The organism is Psychrobacillus sp. INOP01 (genome assembly GCF_018140925.1).
GTDB lineage: Bacteria > Bacillota > Bacilli > Bacillales_A > Planococcaceae > Psychrobacillus.
In genome coordinates this window covers 2,817,636-2,836,611 of sequence record NZ_CP073315.1, presented here as the reverse complement: position 1 = coordinate 2,836,611, position 18,976 = coordinate 2,817,636, and the positions used below count along the sequence as shown (strand labels likewise).

24 protein-coding genes are annotated in these 18,976 nt (G+C 37.4%); 11 read left to right on the top strand and 13 right to left on the bottom strand.

Translation table 11 applies throughout. From position 1 onward, the window contains the following. Positions 1-61: 61 nt before the first annotated feature. Positions 62-289 (bottom strand): YuzB family protein, encoded by a 228-nt coding sequence (locus KD050_RS14225; protein WP_211892994.1) that lies wholly within the window; start codon positions 287-289, stop codon positions 62-64. Between the two features lie 200 nt (positions 290-489). On the opposite strand from KD050_RS14225, the gene KD050_RS14220 reads away from it, so the two are divergent. Continuing rightward, positions 490-1,113, top strand: coding sequence for an RsfA family transcriptional regulator (locus KD050_RS14220; RefSeq protein ID WP_211892993.1), 624 nt, complete (start codon positions 490-492; stop codon positions 1,111-1,113). A 235-nt stretch (positions 1,114-1,348) separates the two neighbouring features. Here KD050_RS14220 and KD050_RS14215 read toward each other — a convergent pair whose 3' ends face one another. Both KD050_RS14215 and pta read right to left on the bottom strand, forming a co-directional pair. Continuing rightward, the gene (locus tag KD050_RS14215; RefSeq protein WP_211892992.1) at positions 1,349-2,188 is read right to left on the bottom strand and encodes an octanoyl-[GcvH]:protein N-octanoyltransferase; all 840 of its coding nucleotides are present in this window, start codon (positions 2,186-2,188) and stop codon (positions 1,349-1,351) included. Between the two features lie 11 nt (positions 2,189-2,199). After that, positions 2,200-3,144, bottom strand: a complete 945-nt coding sequence (gene pta / locus KD050_RS14210; RefSeq protein WP_211892991.1) for a phosphate acetyltransferase — start codon at positions 3,142-3,144, stop codon at positions 2,200-2,202. 151 nt (positions 3,145-3,295) lie between these two features. Here pta and hemQ point away from each other — a divergent pair, with 151 nt between their 5' ends. From hemQ to gerQ, 3 genes are all read left to right on the top strand, one after another. After that, on the top strand, positions 3,296-4,045 hold the full coding sequence (gene hemQ, locus KD050_RS14205) for a hydrogen peroxide-dependent heme synthase (protein ID WP_093061368.1): 750 nt from the start codon (positions 3,296-3,298) through the stop codon (positions 4,043-4,045). A 234-nt stretch (positions 4,046-4,279) separates the two neighbouring features. Continuing rightward, positions 4,280-4,699, top strand: coding sequence for a cell wall hydrolase (locus KD050_RS14200; protein ID WP_093493752.1), 420 nt, complete (start codon positions 4,280-4,282; stop codon positions 4,697-4,699). A gap of 18 nt (positions 4,700-4,717) precedes the next feature. Further along, the gene (gene gerQ / locus KD050_RS14195; RefSeq protein ID WP_211892990.1) at positions 4,718-5,065 is read left to right on the top strand and encodes a spore coat protein GerQ; all 348 of its coding nucleotides are present in this window, start codon (positions 4,718-4,720) and stop codon (positions 5,063-5,065) included. A 464-nt stretch (positions 5,066-5,529) separates the two neighbouring features. Here gerQ and KD050_RS14190 read toward each other — a convergent pair whose 3' ends face one another. From KD050_RS14190 to KD050_RS14175, 5 genes are read right to left on the bottom strand one after another with little or no spacing between them, the layout of a single operon-like run. Next, positions 5,530-5,910 (bottom strand): DUF423 domain-containing protein, encoded by a 381-nt coding sequence (locus KD050_RS14190; protein WP_211892989.1) that lies wholly within the window; start codon positions 5,908-5,910, stop codon positions 5,530-5,532. Between the two features lie 19 nt (positions 5,911-5,929). Beyond that, on the bottom strand, positions 5,930-6,181 hold the full coding sequence (locus KD050_RS14185) for a YwdI family protein (protein WP_211892988.1): 252 nt from the start codon (positions 6,179-6,181) through the stop codon (positions 5,930-5,932). Beyond that, positions 6,178-6,357 carry a uracil-DNA glycosylase gene (locus tag KD050_RS21295; RefSeq protein ID WP_235753820.1) on the bottom strand — a complete coding sequence of 60 codons (180 nt, stop codon included), beginning with the start codon at positions 6,355-6,357 and terminating at the stop codon, positions 6,178-6,180. Before KD050_RS21295 ends, KD050_RS14185 begins: the two co-directional genes overlap by 4 nt. A gap of 37 nt (positions 6,358-6,394) precedes the next feature. Beyond that, complete coding sequence (locus KD050_RS14180; RefSeq protein ID WP_235753819.1) at positions 6,395-7,048, bottom strand: uracil-DNA glycosylase; 654 nt, start codon at positions 7,046-7,048, stop codon at positions 6,395-6,397. Positions 7,049-7,055: 7 nt separating this feature from the next. Then, complete coding sequence (locus tag KD050_RS14175; RefSeq protein WP_211892986.1) at positions 7,056-7,805, bottom strand: DUF4230 domain-containing protein; 750 nt, start codon at positions 7,803-7,805, stop codon at positions 7,056-7,058. A 104-nt stretch (positions 7,806-7,909) separates the two neighbouring features. Between KD050_RS14175 and KD050_RS14170 the strand changes: the two genes are divergently transcribed. The 5 genes from KD050_RS14170 to KD050_RS14150 all read left to right on the top strand — a co-directional run bounded on the left by KD050_RS14170 (position 7,910) and on the right by KD050_RS14150 (position 11,899). After that, positions 7,910-8,167 (top strand): hypothetical protein, encoded by a 258-nt coding sequence (locus KD050_RS14170; RefSeq protein ID WP_211892985.1) that lies wholly within the window; start codon positions 7,910-7,912, stop codon positions 8,165-8,167. Between the two features lie 69 nt (positions 8,168-8,236). Next, positions 8,237-9,070, top strand: a complete 834-nt coding sequence (gene thiD / locus KD050_RS14165) for a bifunctional hydroxymethylpyrimidine kinase/phosphomethylpyrimidine kinase (RefSeq protein ID WP_211892984.1) — start codon at positions 8,237-8,239, stop codon at positions 9,068-9,070. 330 nt (positions 9,071-9,400) lie between these two features. Further along, a complete protein-coding gene (locus KD050_RS14160; RefSeq protein WP_211892983.1) occupies positions 9,401-9,751 on the top strand; it encodes a YojF family protein in 351 nt (116 codons plus the stop codon). A gap of 13 nt (positions 9,752-9,764) precedes the next feature. Further along, on the top strand, positions 9,765-10,451 hold the full coding sequence (gene bshB2 / locus KD050_RS14155) for a bacillithiol biosynthesis deacetylase BshB2 (RefSeq protein WP_211892982.1): 687 nt from the start codon (positions 9,765-9,767) through the stop codon (positions 10,449-10,451). 107 nt (positions 10,452-10,558) lie between these two features. Beyond that, positions 10,559-11,899, top strand: a complete 1,341-nt coding sequence (locus KD050_RS14150) for a YjiH family protein (RefSeq protein WP_211892981.1) — start codon at positions 10,559-10,561, stop codon at positions 11,897-11,899. 101 nt (positions 11,900-12,000) lie between these two features. Here the strand turns inward: KD050_RS14150 and KD050_RS14145 are convergent, their stop codons facing one another. Then, positions 12,001-12,960 carry an L-threonine 3-dehydrogenase gene (locus KD050_RS14145; protein ID WP_211892980.1) on the bottom strand — a complete coding sequence of 320 codons (960 nt, stop codon included), beginning with the start codon at positions 12,958-12,960 and terminating at the stop codon, positions 12,001-12,003. 165 nt (positions 12,961-13,125) lie between these two features. On the opposite strand from KD050_RS14145, the gene KD050_RS14140 reads away from it, so the two are divergent. After that, entirely contained in the window at positions 13,126-13,755 is a 630-nt protein-coding gene (locus KD050_RS14140) for a hypothetical protein (RefSeq protein ID WP_211892979.1), read from the top strand. A gap of 272 nt (positions 13,756-14,027) precedes the next feature. On the opposite strand, the gene KD050_RS14135 is transcribed toward KD050_RS14140, so the two are convergent. From KD050_RS14135 to KD050_RS14120, 4 genes are all read right to left on the bottom strand, one after another. Next, on the bottom strand, positions 14,028-15,029 hold the full coding sequence (locus KD050_RS14135) for an NADP-dependent oxidoreductase (protein WP_211892978.1): 1,002 nt from the start codon (positions 15,027-15,029) through the stop codon (positions 14,028-14,030). A gap of 155 nt (positions 15,030-15,184) precedes the next feature. Continuing rightward, complete coding sequence (locus KD050_RS14130; protein WP_211892977.1) at positions 15,185-16,246, bottom strand: alkene reductase; 1,062 nt, start codon at positions 16,244-16,246, stop codon at positions 15,185-15,187. Positions 16,247-16,279: 33 nt separating this feature from the next. After that, complete coding sequence (locus KD050_RS14125) at positions 16,280-17,128, bottom strand: alpha/beta fold hydrolase (protein ID WP_211892976.1); 849 nt, start codon at positions 17,126-17,128, stop codon at positions 16,280-16,282. Between the two features lie 100 nt (positions 17,129-17,228). Further along, the gene (locus KD050_RS14120) at positions 17,229-17,810 is read right to left on the bottom strand and encodes a TetR/AcrR family transcriptional regulator (protein ID WP_211892975.1); all 582 of its coding nucleotides are present in this window, start codon (positions 17,808-17,810) and stop codon (positions 17,229-17,231) included. Positions 17,811-18,394: 584 nt separating this feature from the next. On the opposite strand from KD050_RS14120, the gene KD050_RS14115 reads away from it, so the two are divergent. After that, entirely contained in the window at positions 18,395-18,967 is a 573-nt protein-coding gene (locus tag KD050_RS14115; RefSeq protein WP_211892974.1) for a TetR/AcrR family transcriptional regulator, read from the top strand. The last annotated feature ends 9 nt before the right edge of the window (positions 18,968-18,976 follow it).

Below are 18,976 nucleotides of genomic sequence, written 5' to 3'. Positions count from 1 at the left end.
TGTAATTTAGTATCCATTATAAAGAAAAAAGCCGCATATTGAAAGGCGGCAAAAGTTCTTGTTAATCTGCTATCTTGTCGCGTACTTTTTCCATTAATTCGTCTTCCGTCAATGCTGCTACGGGACGATTATTGATAAATGCAAATGTTTTTTTACGTCCAGGACCGCAGTATGATTGACATTCCTTCACTTCAATTTCTGCCTCAGGGTCAATCGATTTTAATTTTGGAATTAATGTTTTTAAATTGACGGCCTGACACTCATCGCAAACTCGAAAATGGTTTGCCATAGTCCACAACCCCTTTCATCCGCCGGAGGCATTAACTTGTTTTGGCACCAACTGAAATATGTTAAATAGTAATAGTCTACAGGTCATTGTATCTTAAAGTTTATATTGCTATCAAGTGTATATTACGTGAATAAAAGAGCAATAAGTTGACCATTATGTTAATAGAACAACGAAACTATGAACATGGTAGGAGGAAGAACATGGTAAAAATTAGACAAGACGCATGGATGACAGAAAATGATGAAATGCTAGCAGAGATGGTATTACGTCACGTTAGGGAAGGCAGCACTCAACTAAACGCATTTGAAGAAGCAGGTGATGAATTAAATAGAACTGCAGCCGCTTGCGGGTTTCGCTGGAATGCAGTCGTTCGCCATCAATATGAAAATGAATTAAAGGAAGCTAAAAAAGAAAGAAAAGAAAAGCTTCGTATATTAGGAAAAGATTATAGACGAAGAGGAAACGGAATTTATCTAGCTAAATCACAAGATGATGATGATCGTGCACAATCTATCCCAGTATCTGCATTATCTATTGATATTATCATTGCATATCTCGTACGTTTGCAACATAGTGATTCAGATATTTCTAGATATCGTCATCTCTCCACTATATCAAATGAAAAGATTCGTAAATTAGAAAGTGAACTTGCAAAATTGGAAAAAGAAAATGCAGCTATTAAACAAGATTACGAGCAATTTGTACAAATCATGAACCGCGCAAGACGTCTCGTAACATTAAACGAAGAGGAAATCCCAGCAGTACCCGTTTTTCAAATGGAGAAGAATGGTAACCTAGTATCTAAAGAACCACCAATCATTTAAAAGATTGGTGGTTTTTTTTGGATTGGGGTTTCTTTGTACTGGCGGATTTTTCTCTCCTAAGGTTGGCATCGATCTCGTATAGATTGGAATCTCTCTCGTTTAGCAACCAATCTCTCGCATAGAACGGAATCCCTCTCGTATAACTGCTGGACTCTCTCGTTCAGCAACCAATCTCTCGCATAACACGGATTCACTCTCATAAAGTTGAAAACTATCCGCACTACTCATTCCTATATTACTTCTCTAGCATTTTCTTATTCCTATCTACTACTCGTTGCATGTAAAATAGATACAAATCCATTTCATCCGGTGTGACGGATTGATTGATAACTGCGTTTGATAATTGCTGGAGCAGCTGTTGGATACGAATGACGATGTCCTCTACTCTGAACGATGTACCAAGAAGTTCATTCATTGATGCCATTACTTCTGGTTTTATATCGGGATATGCAAACTTTGTGCTTTCTCCCTGTTTGCCGATTTCGTAAAATCTACGAATTAGCTCTGCTCGTTCACTTCCACTTCCTTCAATACATAAATACACTTGCACTGCGATTCCCTGACGTAATCGTCGCTGAGAAATACCCGCAAACTTTTTACCGCCAATACTTAAATCATATGAACCTGGACAATACGAACCAATAATTTCATAAGCTTCTATTTTTCCACCTGCCTCTGGAAATAAAAGCTCTACAAATGCAAGCATCACTTCATAGCCAGTGGGTATATCTATTGCTTGCTTCGCTTCTGGCAAAATAATAGACACATTCAATACACCTTCATCTAAGACGACAGCTAGTCCTCCTGAATTGCGTACGATCGGGGAATATCCCTTTGTGCGAAGAAAATCCTGAGCATCCTCCACAAAAGGTAGTCGGTGATCTTGTATACCTAATACAACGGTTTGAGAGTGGACCCATGTACGAACAGTTGCAGGTGATTGCTCTTGTCCCACTAAATGACAAAGTAAATCATCCGATGCAAATGATTCTAGTGCGGATCTACTTTTACCACTAAGCGATTGATCCCAAAACCGCCACTTTTCTTGTTGCAATAAATCTTCTATTTCTGACATATGACTACTCCTCAAATAAGTGCTTGTGCAGCCGTAATATAAGCTAACTTATATACATCATCTGCAGAACAACCTCGTGATAAATCATTAACTGGTGCATTCAATCCTTGTAAAATTGGACCAATTGCTTCAAATCCACCTAAACGCTGCGCAATTTTATAACCAATATTTCCTGCTTCTAATGAAGGAAAAACAAATACCGTTGCATCCCCTTGAACTACTGCATCCGGAGCCTTTTTTGCCGCTATGGCTGGCACTATGCTCGCATCGAATTGCAGCTCTCCTTCTATTAAGATACTTGAATCTATCTGTTTTGCTAATTCGGTCGCTTTCACTACTTTTTCTGTTTCCTCTGACTGAGCAGAGCCTTTTGTAGAAAAAGATAGCATCGCGACTTTAGGTTTTATACCAAAGGCTGCAGCTGTTTTTGCACTTTCAACCGCTATTTCTGCTAAATCCTCACTAGTTGGTGCAATAGTAATCGCACAATCAGCGAATACATATCGAACATCCTCTTTCACCATGATGAACGCTCCACTTGTTTTCGAGATCCCTGGCTTCGTTTTAATGATTTGTAATGCAGGGCGTACTGTTTCGGCAGTAGTATGTGCTGCTCCACTTACCAAGCCATTTGCTTGCCCCATATAAACTAGCATTGTTCCAAAATAATTGACGTCTTGTAAAATTTCGCGCGCTTGTTCTTCTGTCACTTTGCCTTTACGACGTTCTACGAAAGCAGCGACAAGCTTGTCCATTTCTTCATAGGTTTGGGGATTAATAACGGTTAGAGCAGAAGGAATTTCTTCTTTATTTCCAATAATGATAGGACGAATGACTCCTTCATCCTGCAGTTTCAATGCCGCCTCAATAATTCGCTCATCATTTCCTTCAGGCAATATAATGGATAGTTTGGCATCCCTTAATTTCTCTTTTATTTCTTGAAATAAATTCGTCATTATGTCTCCTCCTACGCTTATTTATATTACTTCAAGCATACACGAGTTTGTCACAGATTGTCATGTGAAAGCCGTGTCATTAGAAGAAATGTTCGGTACTATATGATACACTTACTAGGAGATATTTTAATTTAAAGGAGTGTCATAAATAATGAATGAAGCAGCAATTACATTAGACGGCTGGTACGTATTACATGATTTTCGCCAAATGGACTGGGCATCTTGGAAACAAGTAGATCCTGAACTACGCAAACAAGCTACAGATGAGTTCGTAGCATTTTTAGATGAAATGCAACTTGCTGATGATGCAAAAACGGGAGCACATGCTTTTTACACAATCGTTGGGCAAAAAGCAGATTTTATGTTAATGACATTACGTCCAACAATGGATGAGCTTCAAGAATTGGAAGCAAGATTCAATAAATTAACAATAGCGGACTTCACGATTCCTGCTTATTCATACGTTTCGGTAGTAGAATTGTCTAACTACCTAGCTGGTGAATCTAACGAAGATCCATATCAAAATCCACATGTACGCGCACGTTTATACCCAGAGCTTCAACGTTCTCAATATATTTGCTTCTATCCAATGGACAAGCGTCGTGATGGTGACGACAACTGGTATATGCTTCCAATGCAAGAGCGTAAAGATTTAATGCGCAGCCACGGTTTAATTGGTCGCAGCTACGCAGGGAAAGTGAAACAAATTATCTCTGGTTCAGTTGGCTTTGACGATTTCGAATGGGGCGTAACACTATTCTCAGACGATGTTCTTCAATTTAAAAAGTTAATATACGAAATGCGTTTTGATGAAGTAAGTGCTCGTTATGCAGAATTCGGTTCATTCTTCACAGGTACTATTCTTGCCGGCGAAAAGCGCTCTACATTCTTTAATATTTAATAGGAAAAGGCTGCAGCTAATGCAGTCCTTTTTTATTTATCAGGTTTCCCCAATATTATCCGATAGGCAAGTAAACAAATATTGGAACTCTGTCTCGTTAGTAACACTTTTTGTCTTGCATACTCATCCATTTGTCTTGTTAAGCCATTAACGAAAAATCGTTCGCTATTTTTAGACAACCTTTGTTCATCATTTTCTAGCTGGATGCATAGTGTATGGGTAGGAGGTGATGCAATGGCAGTCGTCAAATCCAACACGAAGCAAATGGAATTACTTGCACGGCTGATGCGAGCAGAGGCGGAAGGTGAAGGCGAGCTAGGCATGCTTATGGTTGGAAACGTAGGAGTAAATAGAGTTCGTGCTGCCTGCCTAGATTTCAAAAATATACGTACGCTGGAGGAAATGGTTTTTCAAAGCCCCGGAGGATTTGAGGCAACACAGAAATCGTACTTCTATCAACGTGCACGTGAGCAAGATAAAAGGCTTGCCCAAAGAGTTATTAATGGTGAACGTTTTCATCCTGCAACCCGTTCTTTATGGTTTTTTGAACCACCTGGTGAATGCCCTGCACAGTGGTATAACCAATGGAATACTGGTCGTTTCAAATCGCATTGCTTTTACTCTCCTTCTACTGCAGATTGTCCTGAAATTTAATTCAGAAAGGATGTATGAATGGTTCAATATTATTGGCACCCTGGAGGTTTTCCCCAACAACAAATGCAACAACAGCAAATGCAACAACCCATGACCCCACCTAGCGTACAATTACCGGCAGCTACTAGACAACAGGAAGAATCTTATATTGAAAATATATTACGAGCTAACATAGGTAAATTAGGCACGTTCTATTTTACGTTCGAGAACAACCGAGAAAGGAATAATTTAGTAATTACCGGCTATGTGGAAGCAGCTGGTCGAGATCACGTCATTATTAGTGATCCAAATGGTAAACGATACTTAATGCTTATGATTTACTTAGACTATGTAACATTTGATGAGGAAATTAATTATTACAAATGATAAGTTAAGCTTATTCGTATTTACGAATAAGCTTTTTTTGTGCTTAGTCGTTCCCACGCATCTAGTATTGTAGATATTTTGAAGAATAGAATCTGTTTAATAATACTGCTTATTTTCGTTTCAGGCGTTTACAGAGGAACGAATGCTTAAGAGCGCCACCTCTTGTGGTAACGCCTTCGTGACCAACCTCCTGTTGACCTCCGCGGGGGAGCGATGAACCATCACCGAAACTTTGCTTTCGATTTGTTTGCTCATCTTACTCACTCTTCCTGCTGGAGTTGTCATCTTTCACTACAATCAATTATGTGAGTAGTACTCAATATGTAGATTTAACCTATCGCTAAGAAGATAGAACTAGTTCAAGTTAATAGTGATAATACCAGTTTGTTAAATGATGCTTGCTCTTTTCTTAGGGAACATTAAGACTAAAAAAAGCCGAACCCATGATGGATTCGACTTTCCGGTTAGTTTGCGTATTTGACTGCTGCTATTATGAGCATAATCCACCCTGCTAAAAATGCTACTCCTCCGATTGGTGTTACTGCACCTAAAATACTAATGCCCGTCAAGCTCAACACATATAAGCTTCCAGAGAAAATAACGATTCCCGCAAGTATTAAATACCCTGCAGTATTCAAGGTAGAAACTGGGCCAAGTAACTTACTGCTCATCAATATGCCTATAGCTATTAAAGCCATCGAATGGAACATCTGGTACTGAACCGCTGTATCCCATGTAGCCAAGTATTTGTCGGCGACTTTGCCTTCTAATAGATGAGCTCCAAAGGCTCCAAGTGCAACAGATAAAAACCCATTAATAGCACCTGCTATAATAAAAAACTTCACAAAATTCTCCTTCTTTCTCTTAAAAATCGAATAATGACTCTCCATTTGCATCTTCTTCTTTTAAAGCGAGTGGTTGTGTAGGTAGAATTGTTGAAGTCGTCTGTCCACTTCTAGCAATAGGAGCTTGTGATGGAATTTGGACTTCTAAACCGACATCACATAATGCTTTGATTGCCACTAATGATTCTCTGACAGACTGCTCGTTTCCATTATTTCTTGCGTGCTTTAGATGTTTATCTATTTGCATTAATAATTGCTCATTAGAAATCATCGTCTTTGTCCCTCCACTTGCTTTAGTTCAAATTTCAAACATTCCATCCCTGAGGAACGCTGCACTACTACGGAGGGAAGTTCCTTAGTTTTAAATCCATATGCCTTACATCCACGGGGATTCCGTGCATCCCATGTCGTAAAAAAGTGCCGACATTTGAAACAATTTACAGCCAATGTCCTCCCCCACTTTCCACTGACTATCGTAGCATATTTATAGGCAAAAATCGATTGGTTGCTCACCCCATGCCGCCAACCCTGCATTGATCTTAGAATAGGGCTTACTCCCAAAAAATCCTCGATGCGCACTTAACGGGCTTGGGTGTGGCGCTTGAAGTATCATATGTTTTTCAGTATCGATTAGTTTTATTTTGGACTGTGCTGGCTTACCCCATAAAACGAAAATAATTGGGTTTTGTCGATTGGAAAGCTTTTGTATCACAGTATCCGTAAACGTTTCCCAACCCATTCCTTTATGAGAATTTGCTGAACCAGCTTGAACAGTTAACACTGTATTTAGTAGCAAGACACCTTGCTTCGCCCATTTTTCTAAGTATCCATTAGCTGGTAAAGGACAGCCTAAATCATCCTTCAGTTCCTTCAGCATATTTCTTAAACTCGGAGGTATGCGAACACCAGGCTTCACCGAAAAACTCATTCCATGAGCTTGGCCTTCTCCATGATACGGATCTTGACCCAAAATCACTACTTTGACATTATCGTAAGCCGTCATCTGAAACGCACTGCCAATTTCGTTACGTGCAGGAAAAATTGTTTGAGTAGCATATTCCTTATCTAAAAATAATTGTAGCTCTTTAAAATAAGGCTTCTCCAGTTCCTCTCTTAACACATCTTTCCAACTAGGCATGTCCATGTCACTCCTTAAATTCCACTTCTACATCATAATCCACTAACTGGAACATTTCTTTCACCGATTTAGCGGCATTTTCTTCTGCTAACACTAAAATACCCTGTCCAGTTGTTTCTTCAATCATCATCTCTTTTGCGGTCTCTGCAAGTTCATATGCCTCCTCAATATCCGCTTTTTCACGGAATAATCCTTCATATGAAAATACTTCCACCTGATCAAATAAAATCTCAGGTCCTCCTAAAAACTCTGGCTTTGGCAATGTTAACTTGGCTGTCCTATTCTCATCATCTACTTTTATATCTGATGCAGTCACCTGCGAAAAATCGACACCAGCTGTGACAGAGCCTGGTACAACAACAAGGAGTTGTCTTTTCGTGCCAGGTAAATCAATACCAATTTCTTTTCCAAATACCGCATTATCTTGTCTTTCAATAATTACTTTTGTATATGCCTGTGCAGTAGACAACTCATTCAGGGCTTGTACTTGTTCCACGAATGATCCTTTACTTTCAGTGAATGTACTTCCTTTAATAGCCCAAAAGGCTGCGAATGGAAGTGCGGCTATTAATAAGAGAATGAGTAGTCCAATAAGTAGGAAGGACTTTGAGCCAAACTTGTATAAAACACGGGGCATCTTCCAAAAGTTAAATCCTTTACGGGAAGGGCTTTCCGCAATCGTAGCAGCCGTCTCATCTTGTGCTTTTAACTCTTTCAGAAGCTTTTCCATTTCACGAATCTTGTCCTCTTTTCGCATATCATCCCTCTTTTCCTCTAATTCTATTACGTTTACATTAGCGAAAAGTTTCGCTATTAACAACTAATCTACCATGGTACGATGAAAAAAAGGAGATATTTCAAATGGCAGATTTTCACTATCGAGAAAAGTTAAAACAAATTGAAAAAGCAGCGAGTACAAATTTGGTGCCAGAAGGTGCAAAAAATGTCGGAATGGGATGTTTTGTTTTTGTATTCATCCTCCTTATCTCGTTCCTCATTTTTTTATCTATTTCATTATGGATAAATGAAATTATTGTTGGTTCTCTTTTAACGGGTATTTTAGTTTTTGTTTGTCTCTTTGTTTTATATAAGATCTGGACGGCTCCAAAGATTCCATAATGTAAATATCCGACAAAATCTGATACAATAAAATAATTATATGCACCATAGAAAAAGGGGATAAGTCCAATGTCTATCAAAAAAACACTTACAATAGCTGGTTCCGATACTTCTGGTGGAGCTGGAATTCAAGCAGATTTAAAAACTTTCCAAGAACACGGTACATATGGCATGAATATTTTAACAGTTGTTGCTACTATGGATCCTGATAACGGCTGGAGCCACGGTGTATTTTCATTGCCAGTCGATGAGATTAAACGCCAAGCAAAAACAGCATTATCTACAAATGTTGATGCGATTAAAACTGGTATGTTAAGTACAGAAGAAATTATTGAAACTGCTGGGAATATTATAGAAGAAGCAGGAATTCAGAGTGTAGTTATTGACCCTGTTATGGTATGTAAAGGCGAGGATGAAGTACTAAATCCTGGGACAGTGGATGCAATGATTGAGTTTTTACTTCCACGCGCATTAGTAGTAACTCCTAACCTTTTTGAAGCTGGCCAACTTTCTGGACTTGGTGCACTGAAAACAATTGAGGATATGAAAGCAGCTGCCGAGAAAATTCATGCACTTGGTGCTAAAAATGTAGTCATCAAAGGTGGAAAGCAGTTAAAACATGAAAAAGCTGTCGATCTATTCTTCGATGGTCAAACACATACACTTTTAGAAACAGAAAAAACAGAAACTACTTATAATCACGGTGCTGGCTGTACGTTTGCTGCAGCAATAACTGCCAACTTAGCTAATGGCTTAGCTGTTGCTGATTCAGTTTTTGAAGCGAAAGAATTTGTTTCAGCTGCCATCGCACATGGTTGGAAATTAAATCAATACGTTGGACCAGTTCTTCATGGCGCTAAAGGAAAATTTGGTGCACCAGAAGTAACTACTACAACTGTTTAATACATTCTAAAAAACTCGCACAGTCATCTATGACTTGCGAGTTTTTATGTGCTCACCAACCTACTTATTTTTGGATAAAATTTCTGTTTAACAAGCAAATGCTGGTGGCCTGCAAGTAAATAATAAATGAAGAACAATCCCCCTTGAACACAAGTAAGTCGACAAGTTGAGCAAGCCATCTAACAACTTAAAGCAAGTAAACACCAACCCTCTCGTTCAACTACATCACTCCATTTGTAATCTCCATGTTCCTTCCCTAATTCAATCATTCGCTTCATGAAGTTTTTTTCATTATACTAATAGCAGACAGTATGTTAGGAGGCAATATGAATGGAACTTGTTCAAGTAGAACGCTTGCAGGAGCTTTTAAATAATTTTGCAAACGAAGATGTATATATACATTTAGAAACGACAAATGGTGCTTATGCAGCCCATTTTAACGAGAATGTTTTTAATGCGGGTGCTTTTATTCGTAATGTGATGATTCGTTATGAACTCGGGAAAATAGCCGGAGAAACTCCACACCGTATAGGATTGAAGCTTCCACATGGTTGGGTTTATGCGCAAGGAATTACTCATTTCGAGCTAGATGAACACGGTCGATTACTGATGGCAGGTCATGACCAAAGTGGAAAGCTAGCCGTTGCGTTACAAATCAGTAAAACACCATTTACTTATTAAGGAGGACACATAAATGACATTACCAATGGAACGACATGTACTAGTAGTATTCCCTCATCCTGACGATGAAGCATTTGGAGTATCAGGTACAATCGCTACTTATATAAATCAAGGAATTCCGGTTACATATGCTTGCTTAACGTTAGGGGAAATGGGAAGAAACTTAGGAAACCCTCCTTTTGCCACACGCGAAACATTGCCGCAAATTCGCAAGGAAGAATTACTTGCATCCGCTAAAGCAATGGGATTATCAGATCTTCGTATGATGGGATTACGTGATAAGACAATAGAATTTGAAGACGATGAAAAAATGGTGGAGATGATGCAAAATCTAATCTCTGATACGAACCCTTCCCTTATAATTACGTTTTATCCGAATTATGCTGTACATCCTGATCATGATGCGACAGGACGTGCAATGATCCGTGCGGTGCGACGTATGCCAAAAGAACAACGCCCGACGATTTATGCACTGGCATTCTCTAATGATTCCAAGGAAGCTCTAGGAGAACCAGATATCGTTCATAATATAAAAGAAGCAGCAGAACAAAAAATGGGATCTATGCGCGCACATATTTCGCAAACTGCATGGATGTTAGAGGAAATGGATAAACGTTTAGCAGATGGGGAAACTGAAGCAGAAAACTGGCTTAACTTCGAACGTTTTTACACATATGATTTCTCCAAAGATTTCGAATAAAAGAACTTTATGATAGCTATAGACTTCTTTGTGCAATTGAATTAATATGTATAAACAACATCGTTTGATGTATAAATATTCAAATATGTAGAAAGTTGGTCTTTTGCATGAAGAAGTTTTCCTTATCCACATGGCTATTATTCCTGCTTCCATCTTTAGCAGGTGTTATTCTTTTTATGATCCCTCTACCTATCGACGGCGGAGTTCAAATACCTATTGCTTGGTTAGCAAGTGTTCTTTCAACAGTGTTAGAGCCTGTTGTACAATGGCTCGCATTGGTTACACTTTTAATCGCTGCAACTGGTTCGATTATTTTTCTTTTCTTACCGAAAGAGGATACATTTATCAATAACTTGTTCAAAGTAACTCCTTTTTGGACAGTAACACGGATTGTTGGAGCAGTCTTTTCCATCTTAATCATTTGGCAGCTTGGTCCTGAAGCAATTTGGAGTGAAAATACTGGTGGAATGCTATTAAGTCCAACTGGATTAGTGTCCTTCCTGTTTACTATTTTCTTATTCGCAGGATTGTTGCTACCTCTTCTATTAAACTTCGGACTCTTGGAGTTCTTTGGTACGATGATGGTGAAAATCATGCGTCCATTATTCAAATTACCTGGTCGCTCTGCAGTTGACGCCCTTACTTCTTGGGTTGGAGATGGAACAATCGGTGTTTTGCTAACGAGCAGACAATATGAAGAAGGCTATTACACTAAAAAAGAAGCTGCAATTATTGGTTCTACCTTCTCTGTAGTTTCGATTACATTTTGTATCGTTGTTTTAGATCAAGTAGGTTTAGGTGAATACTTCCTTCCCTATTATTTAACTGTTCTACTTTGTGGTGTAGTTCTTGCGTTTATCATGCCTAGAATTTACCCACTTGCTGGAAAAGAGGATACACATATTGATGGACGTCCGCTTGATTTGGAAGCAGAAAAATACCCTGAAAATTATAATGCAGTTACGCATGGTTTAGAAAATGCATTAAATATGGCTAATAAAAACCGTTCAATTGGTAAGTTTTTCTCTGATGGTATAAAAAACGTGGTTGATATGTATATTGGGGTTGCACCTGTAGTACTTGCATTCGGTACGATTGCATTAATGCTTGCAGAATATACTTCGGTATTCACTATTTTAGGTAAGCCATTTGAGCCTCTATTAATGTTATTTGGCATTCCAGAAGCAGCGGCAGCAGCACAAACAATGGTTGTTGGATTTGCGGATATGTTCCTTCCATCTATTCTTGGGGCATCTATTGAATCTGAAATGACTCGTTTCTTTATAGCTACAATGTCCGTAACGCAGTTGATCTACATGTCTGAGGTTGGTGGTTTGTTACTAGGCTCGAAAATCCCGGTTAATTTTAAAGATTTACTCGTTATTTTCTTGTTGCGTACGCTTATATCATTCCCAATCATTGCAGTTGTAGCGCATTTATTGTTTTAAATATAAGCTCTATTAAACGATACTTCTGATTTCCGTGACAAAGGCTAAAAGCGCAACCTTTCACAACAATCAATAAAGTGATTATAAAAAAACAGCTGACCTTATAGAAGGTCAGCTGTTTTTTTTGCTGCTAGTTTAGTTAACATATCCTTTGTCATAGCATCTAAATCGTACTTAAATGAAAAGCCCCATTCTTCTTGTGCAGCTGTTGCATCGATAGAATCTGGCCAGCTATTCGCTATTGCTTGTCGAACTGGATCCACCTCATAGTCCAGAGTGAACGTCGGTATTTCCTTTCGTATCGATACTGCAATTTGCTCAGGTTCAAAGCTCATCGCTGTTACATTGAATGCGTTGCGATGTATAAGCTTACTTCCATCAGCTTCCATTAAGTCTACAATTGCCTGTAATGCGTCGGGCATATACATCATATCCATATATGTCCCTGCACTAATATACGATGTATATTGTCCTGTTTGTATTGCCTTGTAGTAAATATCCACCGCATAATCGGTCGTTCCACCACCAGGTAAGGTTTCATTGGAAATCAGCCCTGGGAAACGCACTCCGCGTGTATCTACTCCAAACTTATTAAAGTAGTAATCACATAGTAATTCACCAGATACTTTGTTCACACCGTACATAGTTGTAGGACGCTGTAGTGTGTCCTGAGGCGTGTTCTTTTTAGGTGTAGATGGTCCAAATGCTCCGATAGAGCTTGGAGTAAAGAACTGCAACCCTAGTTCCCGGGAAGCTTCTAATGCATTCACTAACCCACCCATATTCAAATTCCAGGCAAGTAAGGGTTTTGCTTCAGCTGTTGCTGATAAAAGTGCCGCCATGTGGATCATCGTGTCCGCATTGAAATCCTTCGCAAGCTGATGCATTTTTTCTCCGTCTGTCACGTCTAAAATTTCAAAAGGACCACTTTCCGATACAGGTGAAGCTAAATGTCTAATATCTGTTGCTAATATATTTTCTGAACCATATTCTTTTCTCAATTTGGTTATTAACTCTGAACCAATTTGCCCTAAAGCTCCGGTAACCATAATCTTTTTCATAAGAATCTTCCTTTCAAAAACAATTGTATTTTTGAGGAGTACATTAACAACACTCAAACCATTGATATAACAAGACTTTTACGAAATTTATTATACAATGTTCACTCTCTAAATACAACACCTCATCATAGAGGGTTTTGGTATAATGAAATAAAGGAGGATTATATGAGACTATTACCATTTATATATATATTTATTTTTGGGGTTGTACTAACAGTAGCTTTGCTATTTATAGAGCAACCATTTTGGTTGATTTATATTGTAATTATTGCAGTATACGTTGTATTGCTCGTTTTGCCTCCGATGTATACTGTATATAAATCCAACAACCTAAAAAAAATTGAGCGCTTTTTGGAGAAAAACAAAAAAAAGCCTATATTTGCTTACGCACTTGCAGTACAGACTGGCAATCGCGAGGAAATAATTGATACAATTCAGATGATTTTATCGAAATACAAACAACCATATGTTCAAGAAGTGTATAAAGCAAATTTAGCTTTATTTGAAAACAATATATCGCTGTTTGAACAGCGTGCTAAACAAATAAGTAAAGAACCACTTCATACATACTACATTGCTTATGCAGAAGCACTGAAAGGGAATTTTGAAAATGCACAAGTTTTAAAGAAGAAGTTGCCTGTTGGGTGGATGCCTTGTGCAATAGATGCAATTATTGCTAAAGCGCATGGAGATATGATTGCCTTTCATCAAGCAGCTGAGCAGAGTATTAACCTGGCTAGAGGAGTTCAGAAGTTTAATCTTTTTTATTCATTTAAATGGATGGAAAAAGAGTAACTCTGTGACGATAACAGGTTCCGGTTCCAATCACAAAACTCAAAATAACACTTGAAAATGCTTCACTAATTGCACCGCGAAATGCGGTGCTTTTTCTATAAGAAATAGCCCAGTAAATTAATCTGAGCTTTTTTATGTTTATTTTTATTCGCTTCTTCAACTAAAGCACCCGTTAGTTTAAGTGTAATTCTTCACAAACTATTAGCAGATAATTCTATTGTATTTTTGATCGGAGAGAGAGAAATTGCTAATTCCACTCTTCCTATTCATGTTTAAAATTTGATAACTACTTTTCCTTTAGTATGTCCACTAGCCACTAAATTCAGTGCTTCATTAATGTCCTCGATTGTAAAAATGGTAGGGTCTATGGCTGGAACAATATTGTTTTCTTCAATGATTTTTGTAATTTTTTCTAATTGTTTTCCATCAGCTCTTACGAAAATGAAGCGATATTGAACACCTTTTTTCTTTGCTTTCTTATCAAATTTCGAGCCAACTAATCCAAAAATAATTTGCTTCCATTTTGGAAGACCTTTATCTATTGCAAACTGTTTATTTGGTCCAGTACGAAGACTTAGTAACCGACCACCGGGCTTGATAATGGATAACTCTCGTTCGAATTCATCGGCACCTAGAGTATCTATTACAAAATCAACTTCGTCTAGTATTTCCCAATAATTTTCCTTTGTATAATCAATATATTGATCTGCACCAGCATTCAAAGTTCTCTCTTTAGCGGAAGGACTACCAGAAACAATAACCATCAATCCCATTGCTTTAGCTATAGGAACAGCCATTTGGCCAAAACTTCCTGATCCTCCTGGAATAAACACTGTTTGTCCCTTTTTTGCTTCTAACTCTTCTATTAAGCCTTGATATGCCGTCAAACCAGTTAAAGGTGCACCAGCTCCCGTAACGAAATCTAAATTTTTCGGCAAATGCCATATGGATTTAGCATCAACTGCAACATATTGTGCAAATGCCCCAATTTTTTCAATAGGGAGTCTTGTATAAATAGGATCTCCAACCTTAAAACCATATACATGATTACCCACTTTTTCGATAATCCCTGTTAGTTCATTTCCTAATACAAGAGGCATATCATAGTCTTGTATTAATTTTACACTTCCTGTAATATTTAATATTTCAAGTGGATTTATTGCAGCTACTTTTACCTTTACCAGTACTTCATTATCTTTAATACTTGGTATAGGGATATCAACAATCTGCGCTTCAATGTTTTTCGAGTATTTTTGTATTTGAGCGGCTTTCATATTCCCAATCTCCTTTTAAAAAACCACCAACTCTTACATTGATGGTTTTTATCATTCGTTTATTTCATTCATTTATTCTAGTCTGTGTATCCTAAAGCACCATTATAAATCTAAAATGTTTTGTCATTCCCTTTAACTGTTAAAACTAACCTGACTTACTCTTTTAAGAACGGATAATCTATATACCCTTCCGCTCCTCCTGCATAAATGGTATTTTTATCAGGCATATTCAGTGGGGCATCCAATTTCAATCGTTCGACAAAATCAGGGTTAGCTATCATCCAAGTCCCTACAGTTATAACGTCCGCAAGTTCATTATCTAAGTCTACCGTAAGTTGGTCTAAAGTACGTCCTGCTCGGTTAACAAGAAGTGCTTGAGACCAGAGTTGACGGATTTCTTGTAATAATGATTCATTTCCGAAGTGCATGATGTGTAGATATGCAAGGTTGAGTTTATCTAACTCGCTGATTAAATATCGGTACATTTCACTACTTGTTTCTCCCTCTTCTATTCCATTTAGTGTTCCTTGAGGAGAGAAGCGTATGCCCGTTCGTTCTGGACCAATCTCATCAACAACTGCTTTTGCCACTTCAATGGCAAATCTTGAGCGATTTTCAATCGTTCCACCGTATGCATCCTGACGTTGATTAGCATTTTCACTTAAGAACTGTTGAATAAGGTAACCATTTGCTCCGTGGATTTCAACGCCATCTGCCCCAGCTTCTACCGCTGCTCGTGCTGCTAGGCGAAACTCATTTATAACGTCCTTAATTTCTCCTTCACTCAACGCTCTAGGTGTAGGAATCTCCTTCATCCCTTGTGCTGTAAATATTTCTATATTAGGAGAAATAGCTGAAGGGGCAACAGCTTGACGGTGATGAGGTGTATTGTCAGGATGTGAGACACGGCCTACATGCATAAGTTGAACAAATATACGTCCTCCTTTGTTATGCACTTTTGATGTTACCTTTTTCCACCCCTCCATGTGTGATTCTGTATAAATACCAGGTGTATTTGTATAACCCTGACCATCCTCTGAGGGTTGAGTACCCTCACTTATTATTAAACCAACCGATGCACGCTGGCCGTAATACTCTGCCGCCAAATCACTAGGTGTTCCATCTGGCAGTGCTCTACTCCTTGTCATTGGTGCCATACCTAGACGGTTTTTTAGTTCTATATTTCCAATTCTGACTGGTTCAAATAACTTGCTCATATAACTTCCTCCTTTTTAATCGTTATCAATTTTTTATAAAGATGTTGAATTCAAGAATGAATTGACGTTCTCAGCAAATAGTTCTGGAAATTGGAATAGGTGACCATGACCAGAATCAGGATATATAATGAGTTGTGCTTTTGGTAAATACTCAGCTAAAATATAACTATTTTTAGTCGGAACCATAACATCGTTATTACCATTTGTCACAAGCATAGGGTGTTTAATGTTCTGTAACCAATTGTAATCATTATTGGATTTTGGTTGAGACCACTTTGCCAAAGCCTTTAATTGGGCTTGTTGTACTTGGTCAGAACTTTCAACCTTTTTCTGATTGATAATTCTTTGTAAAGATGCCATTCCCGCAGATTTACTTGTTTCAGTTGAAGTGTAGAAGAAAAACATGAAGTCATCCAAAGCATTCTCTGCATTCCCACCGTGTCGATTCATTCTTTCAAATATTTCTGGCTCAGGATTAATTCCAGACTCAGGTCCAGTACCTGCCATGATGATTCGTCTAATCAAATTCCCTTCTTGTAATGCCAATTCTTGTGCAACCATTCCACCAATTGAAAAACCGAGAATATCGACTTGATCTAAACCAAGTGCTTTTATAAATTTCCCTGCATCTTGTGCCATCTCAGCAATCGTAGCAGGTGTTTGTCCTTTCGTCTCACCAACCCCTTTGTTATCAAATAGGATAACTGGACGTTCCATCGCTATTGGACCAACCATATTAGGATCCCAATTTTCCATAGTTCCTCTAAAGTGAACTAGAAATACGACAGGTACTCCCGTTTTTTTACCAAACCTTCTATAAGCATAACTAGTATCTTCAACTTTAATAAATTCTGTTTCAGATGGGATAGTAAATATTGTCATTTGAATTTCTCCTTCGAACATTGAGTTCTTAAATTTTTATATAAATTAGTTGTACTACAACTTTTCTAGAATGAACATTCTAGAATGGATGAAAAGAAAGCTAATCCAGCACTGAAAGTGTCAGATCAACAATGTTTTCTATATTTTTTGAGTTGTAATTGGTTTTTACTAAGACCCTTAGACCTACCAGCGTGTTGTTAAGATAAAGGGAGAGTAACTCAGGGTTATGTTCATTTGAGATTTCACCTTTATTCTGTCCTTGTATCAGTAGATTGTAGAAATGATTTTCTGTTCTGGTGAACATATCTGAGATTATTTGGGCAATTTCTTCGTCTAACAACGATAATTCGACGGCTGTGTTGACAGTCAGACACCCTTTGGGATAGTCACTATCTACTTTTGAGTTAATAACAAACATAAATACTTCTTGTATCTTTTGTTTGGTTGGTAAATCACGTTCAAGCTTCGACATTAATTTGTTTGTAATAAACTCTTCATAATACGTTAAAGCACTTAGAAACAGCGTACGCTTGTCTCCAAAAGTATCATAGATGCTTCTTCGATGAATGCCCATATGATCTACTAAATCTTGCATTGACGTTTTTTCATATCCTTGTTTCCAAAAAAGTTGCATTGCTTTTTTTAATGTTTGTTTTTCATCGAACTCTTTACTTCTAGCCATAATTCTCCTCCCATACAAGAACATTTTATATAATGGAGATAGAATATTAATAAAAATATCCCATTTAAATACAAGAACGTTCATTCTAATTATTTCAAATTGTACTACAACAAATTTATTTTTATATAATATCATTTCTAGAACGATTAGTAAAGAATGATTAATTCATTAGAATAACATCTACTTTACTTATATAAGAAATTGTTTGTCGATGAACCCAAACTTTGAGTTAAATCTCTTTTATTGTTCCGTTTTTGTGTCATTGCGACATTAACCCCACCTACACTTCTTCAACTAATCTGCTGCGTTAGTTCAATAAGAAAAAGCTACCATTGGCAGCCACTTGTTTAACTAAAGCACCGGTACTTAAAGTGCTTTCCTTTACAAACAAAAAAATTATAAACACAAAAGATGATATTGTATTATTTAACTTTTAATATCAGAACTATATAAGACACTAATTAATCAAATGTTGTTTAACCAACAATTGATGTTATTTGTTTGTTGTAACCGCTGTCAGACTTTATTATTATGTAGATAAGCAACATATGTTGCTATATGACGAAAAGGGAGGACGTTTAATAGTGAATTCTGAAACCTACCTAGATCGTCGTATTTTACGCACACGTGATTCTTTAAAAGTTTCCTTTATGAAATGCCTTCAGAAAAAAAGCATACACAAAGTTTCAATCAAAGATATTACAGAAATTGCTGGAATTAACCGCTCTACTTTCTACTCTCATTTTACAGACAAATATGATTTGCTGAATGCTGCAATTGAAGAATATGCATCATTAAAATATAAAAACGTCTCTAAAATAAAAGAAATTAATGGGGAAATTTTGAAGGATATTTTTATTAGTGTCACGGTGATTTTAAAAGAATTAAAGGAAACATACTCCATTAATTTTGATGCAATTTCATTGTATGTTGAAAAACAGATTAAGACCGATTTGCAGTGTATTTTTTATAGTATTGAAGCAGAAATTACAAATCATCAAAATCTTAGAATGGTACATATCTCCTCAGTTATGATGAGTTGGGGGATTTATGGAGCTGCGTTAGAATGGGTTAATAATAGATCTGAAAATGCAGAAGAGTATATTCAATCCGTTATTCCATCTTTATTGCATGGATTAACAAGTATAAAATATTAATTAATCTAT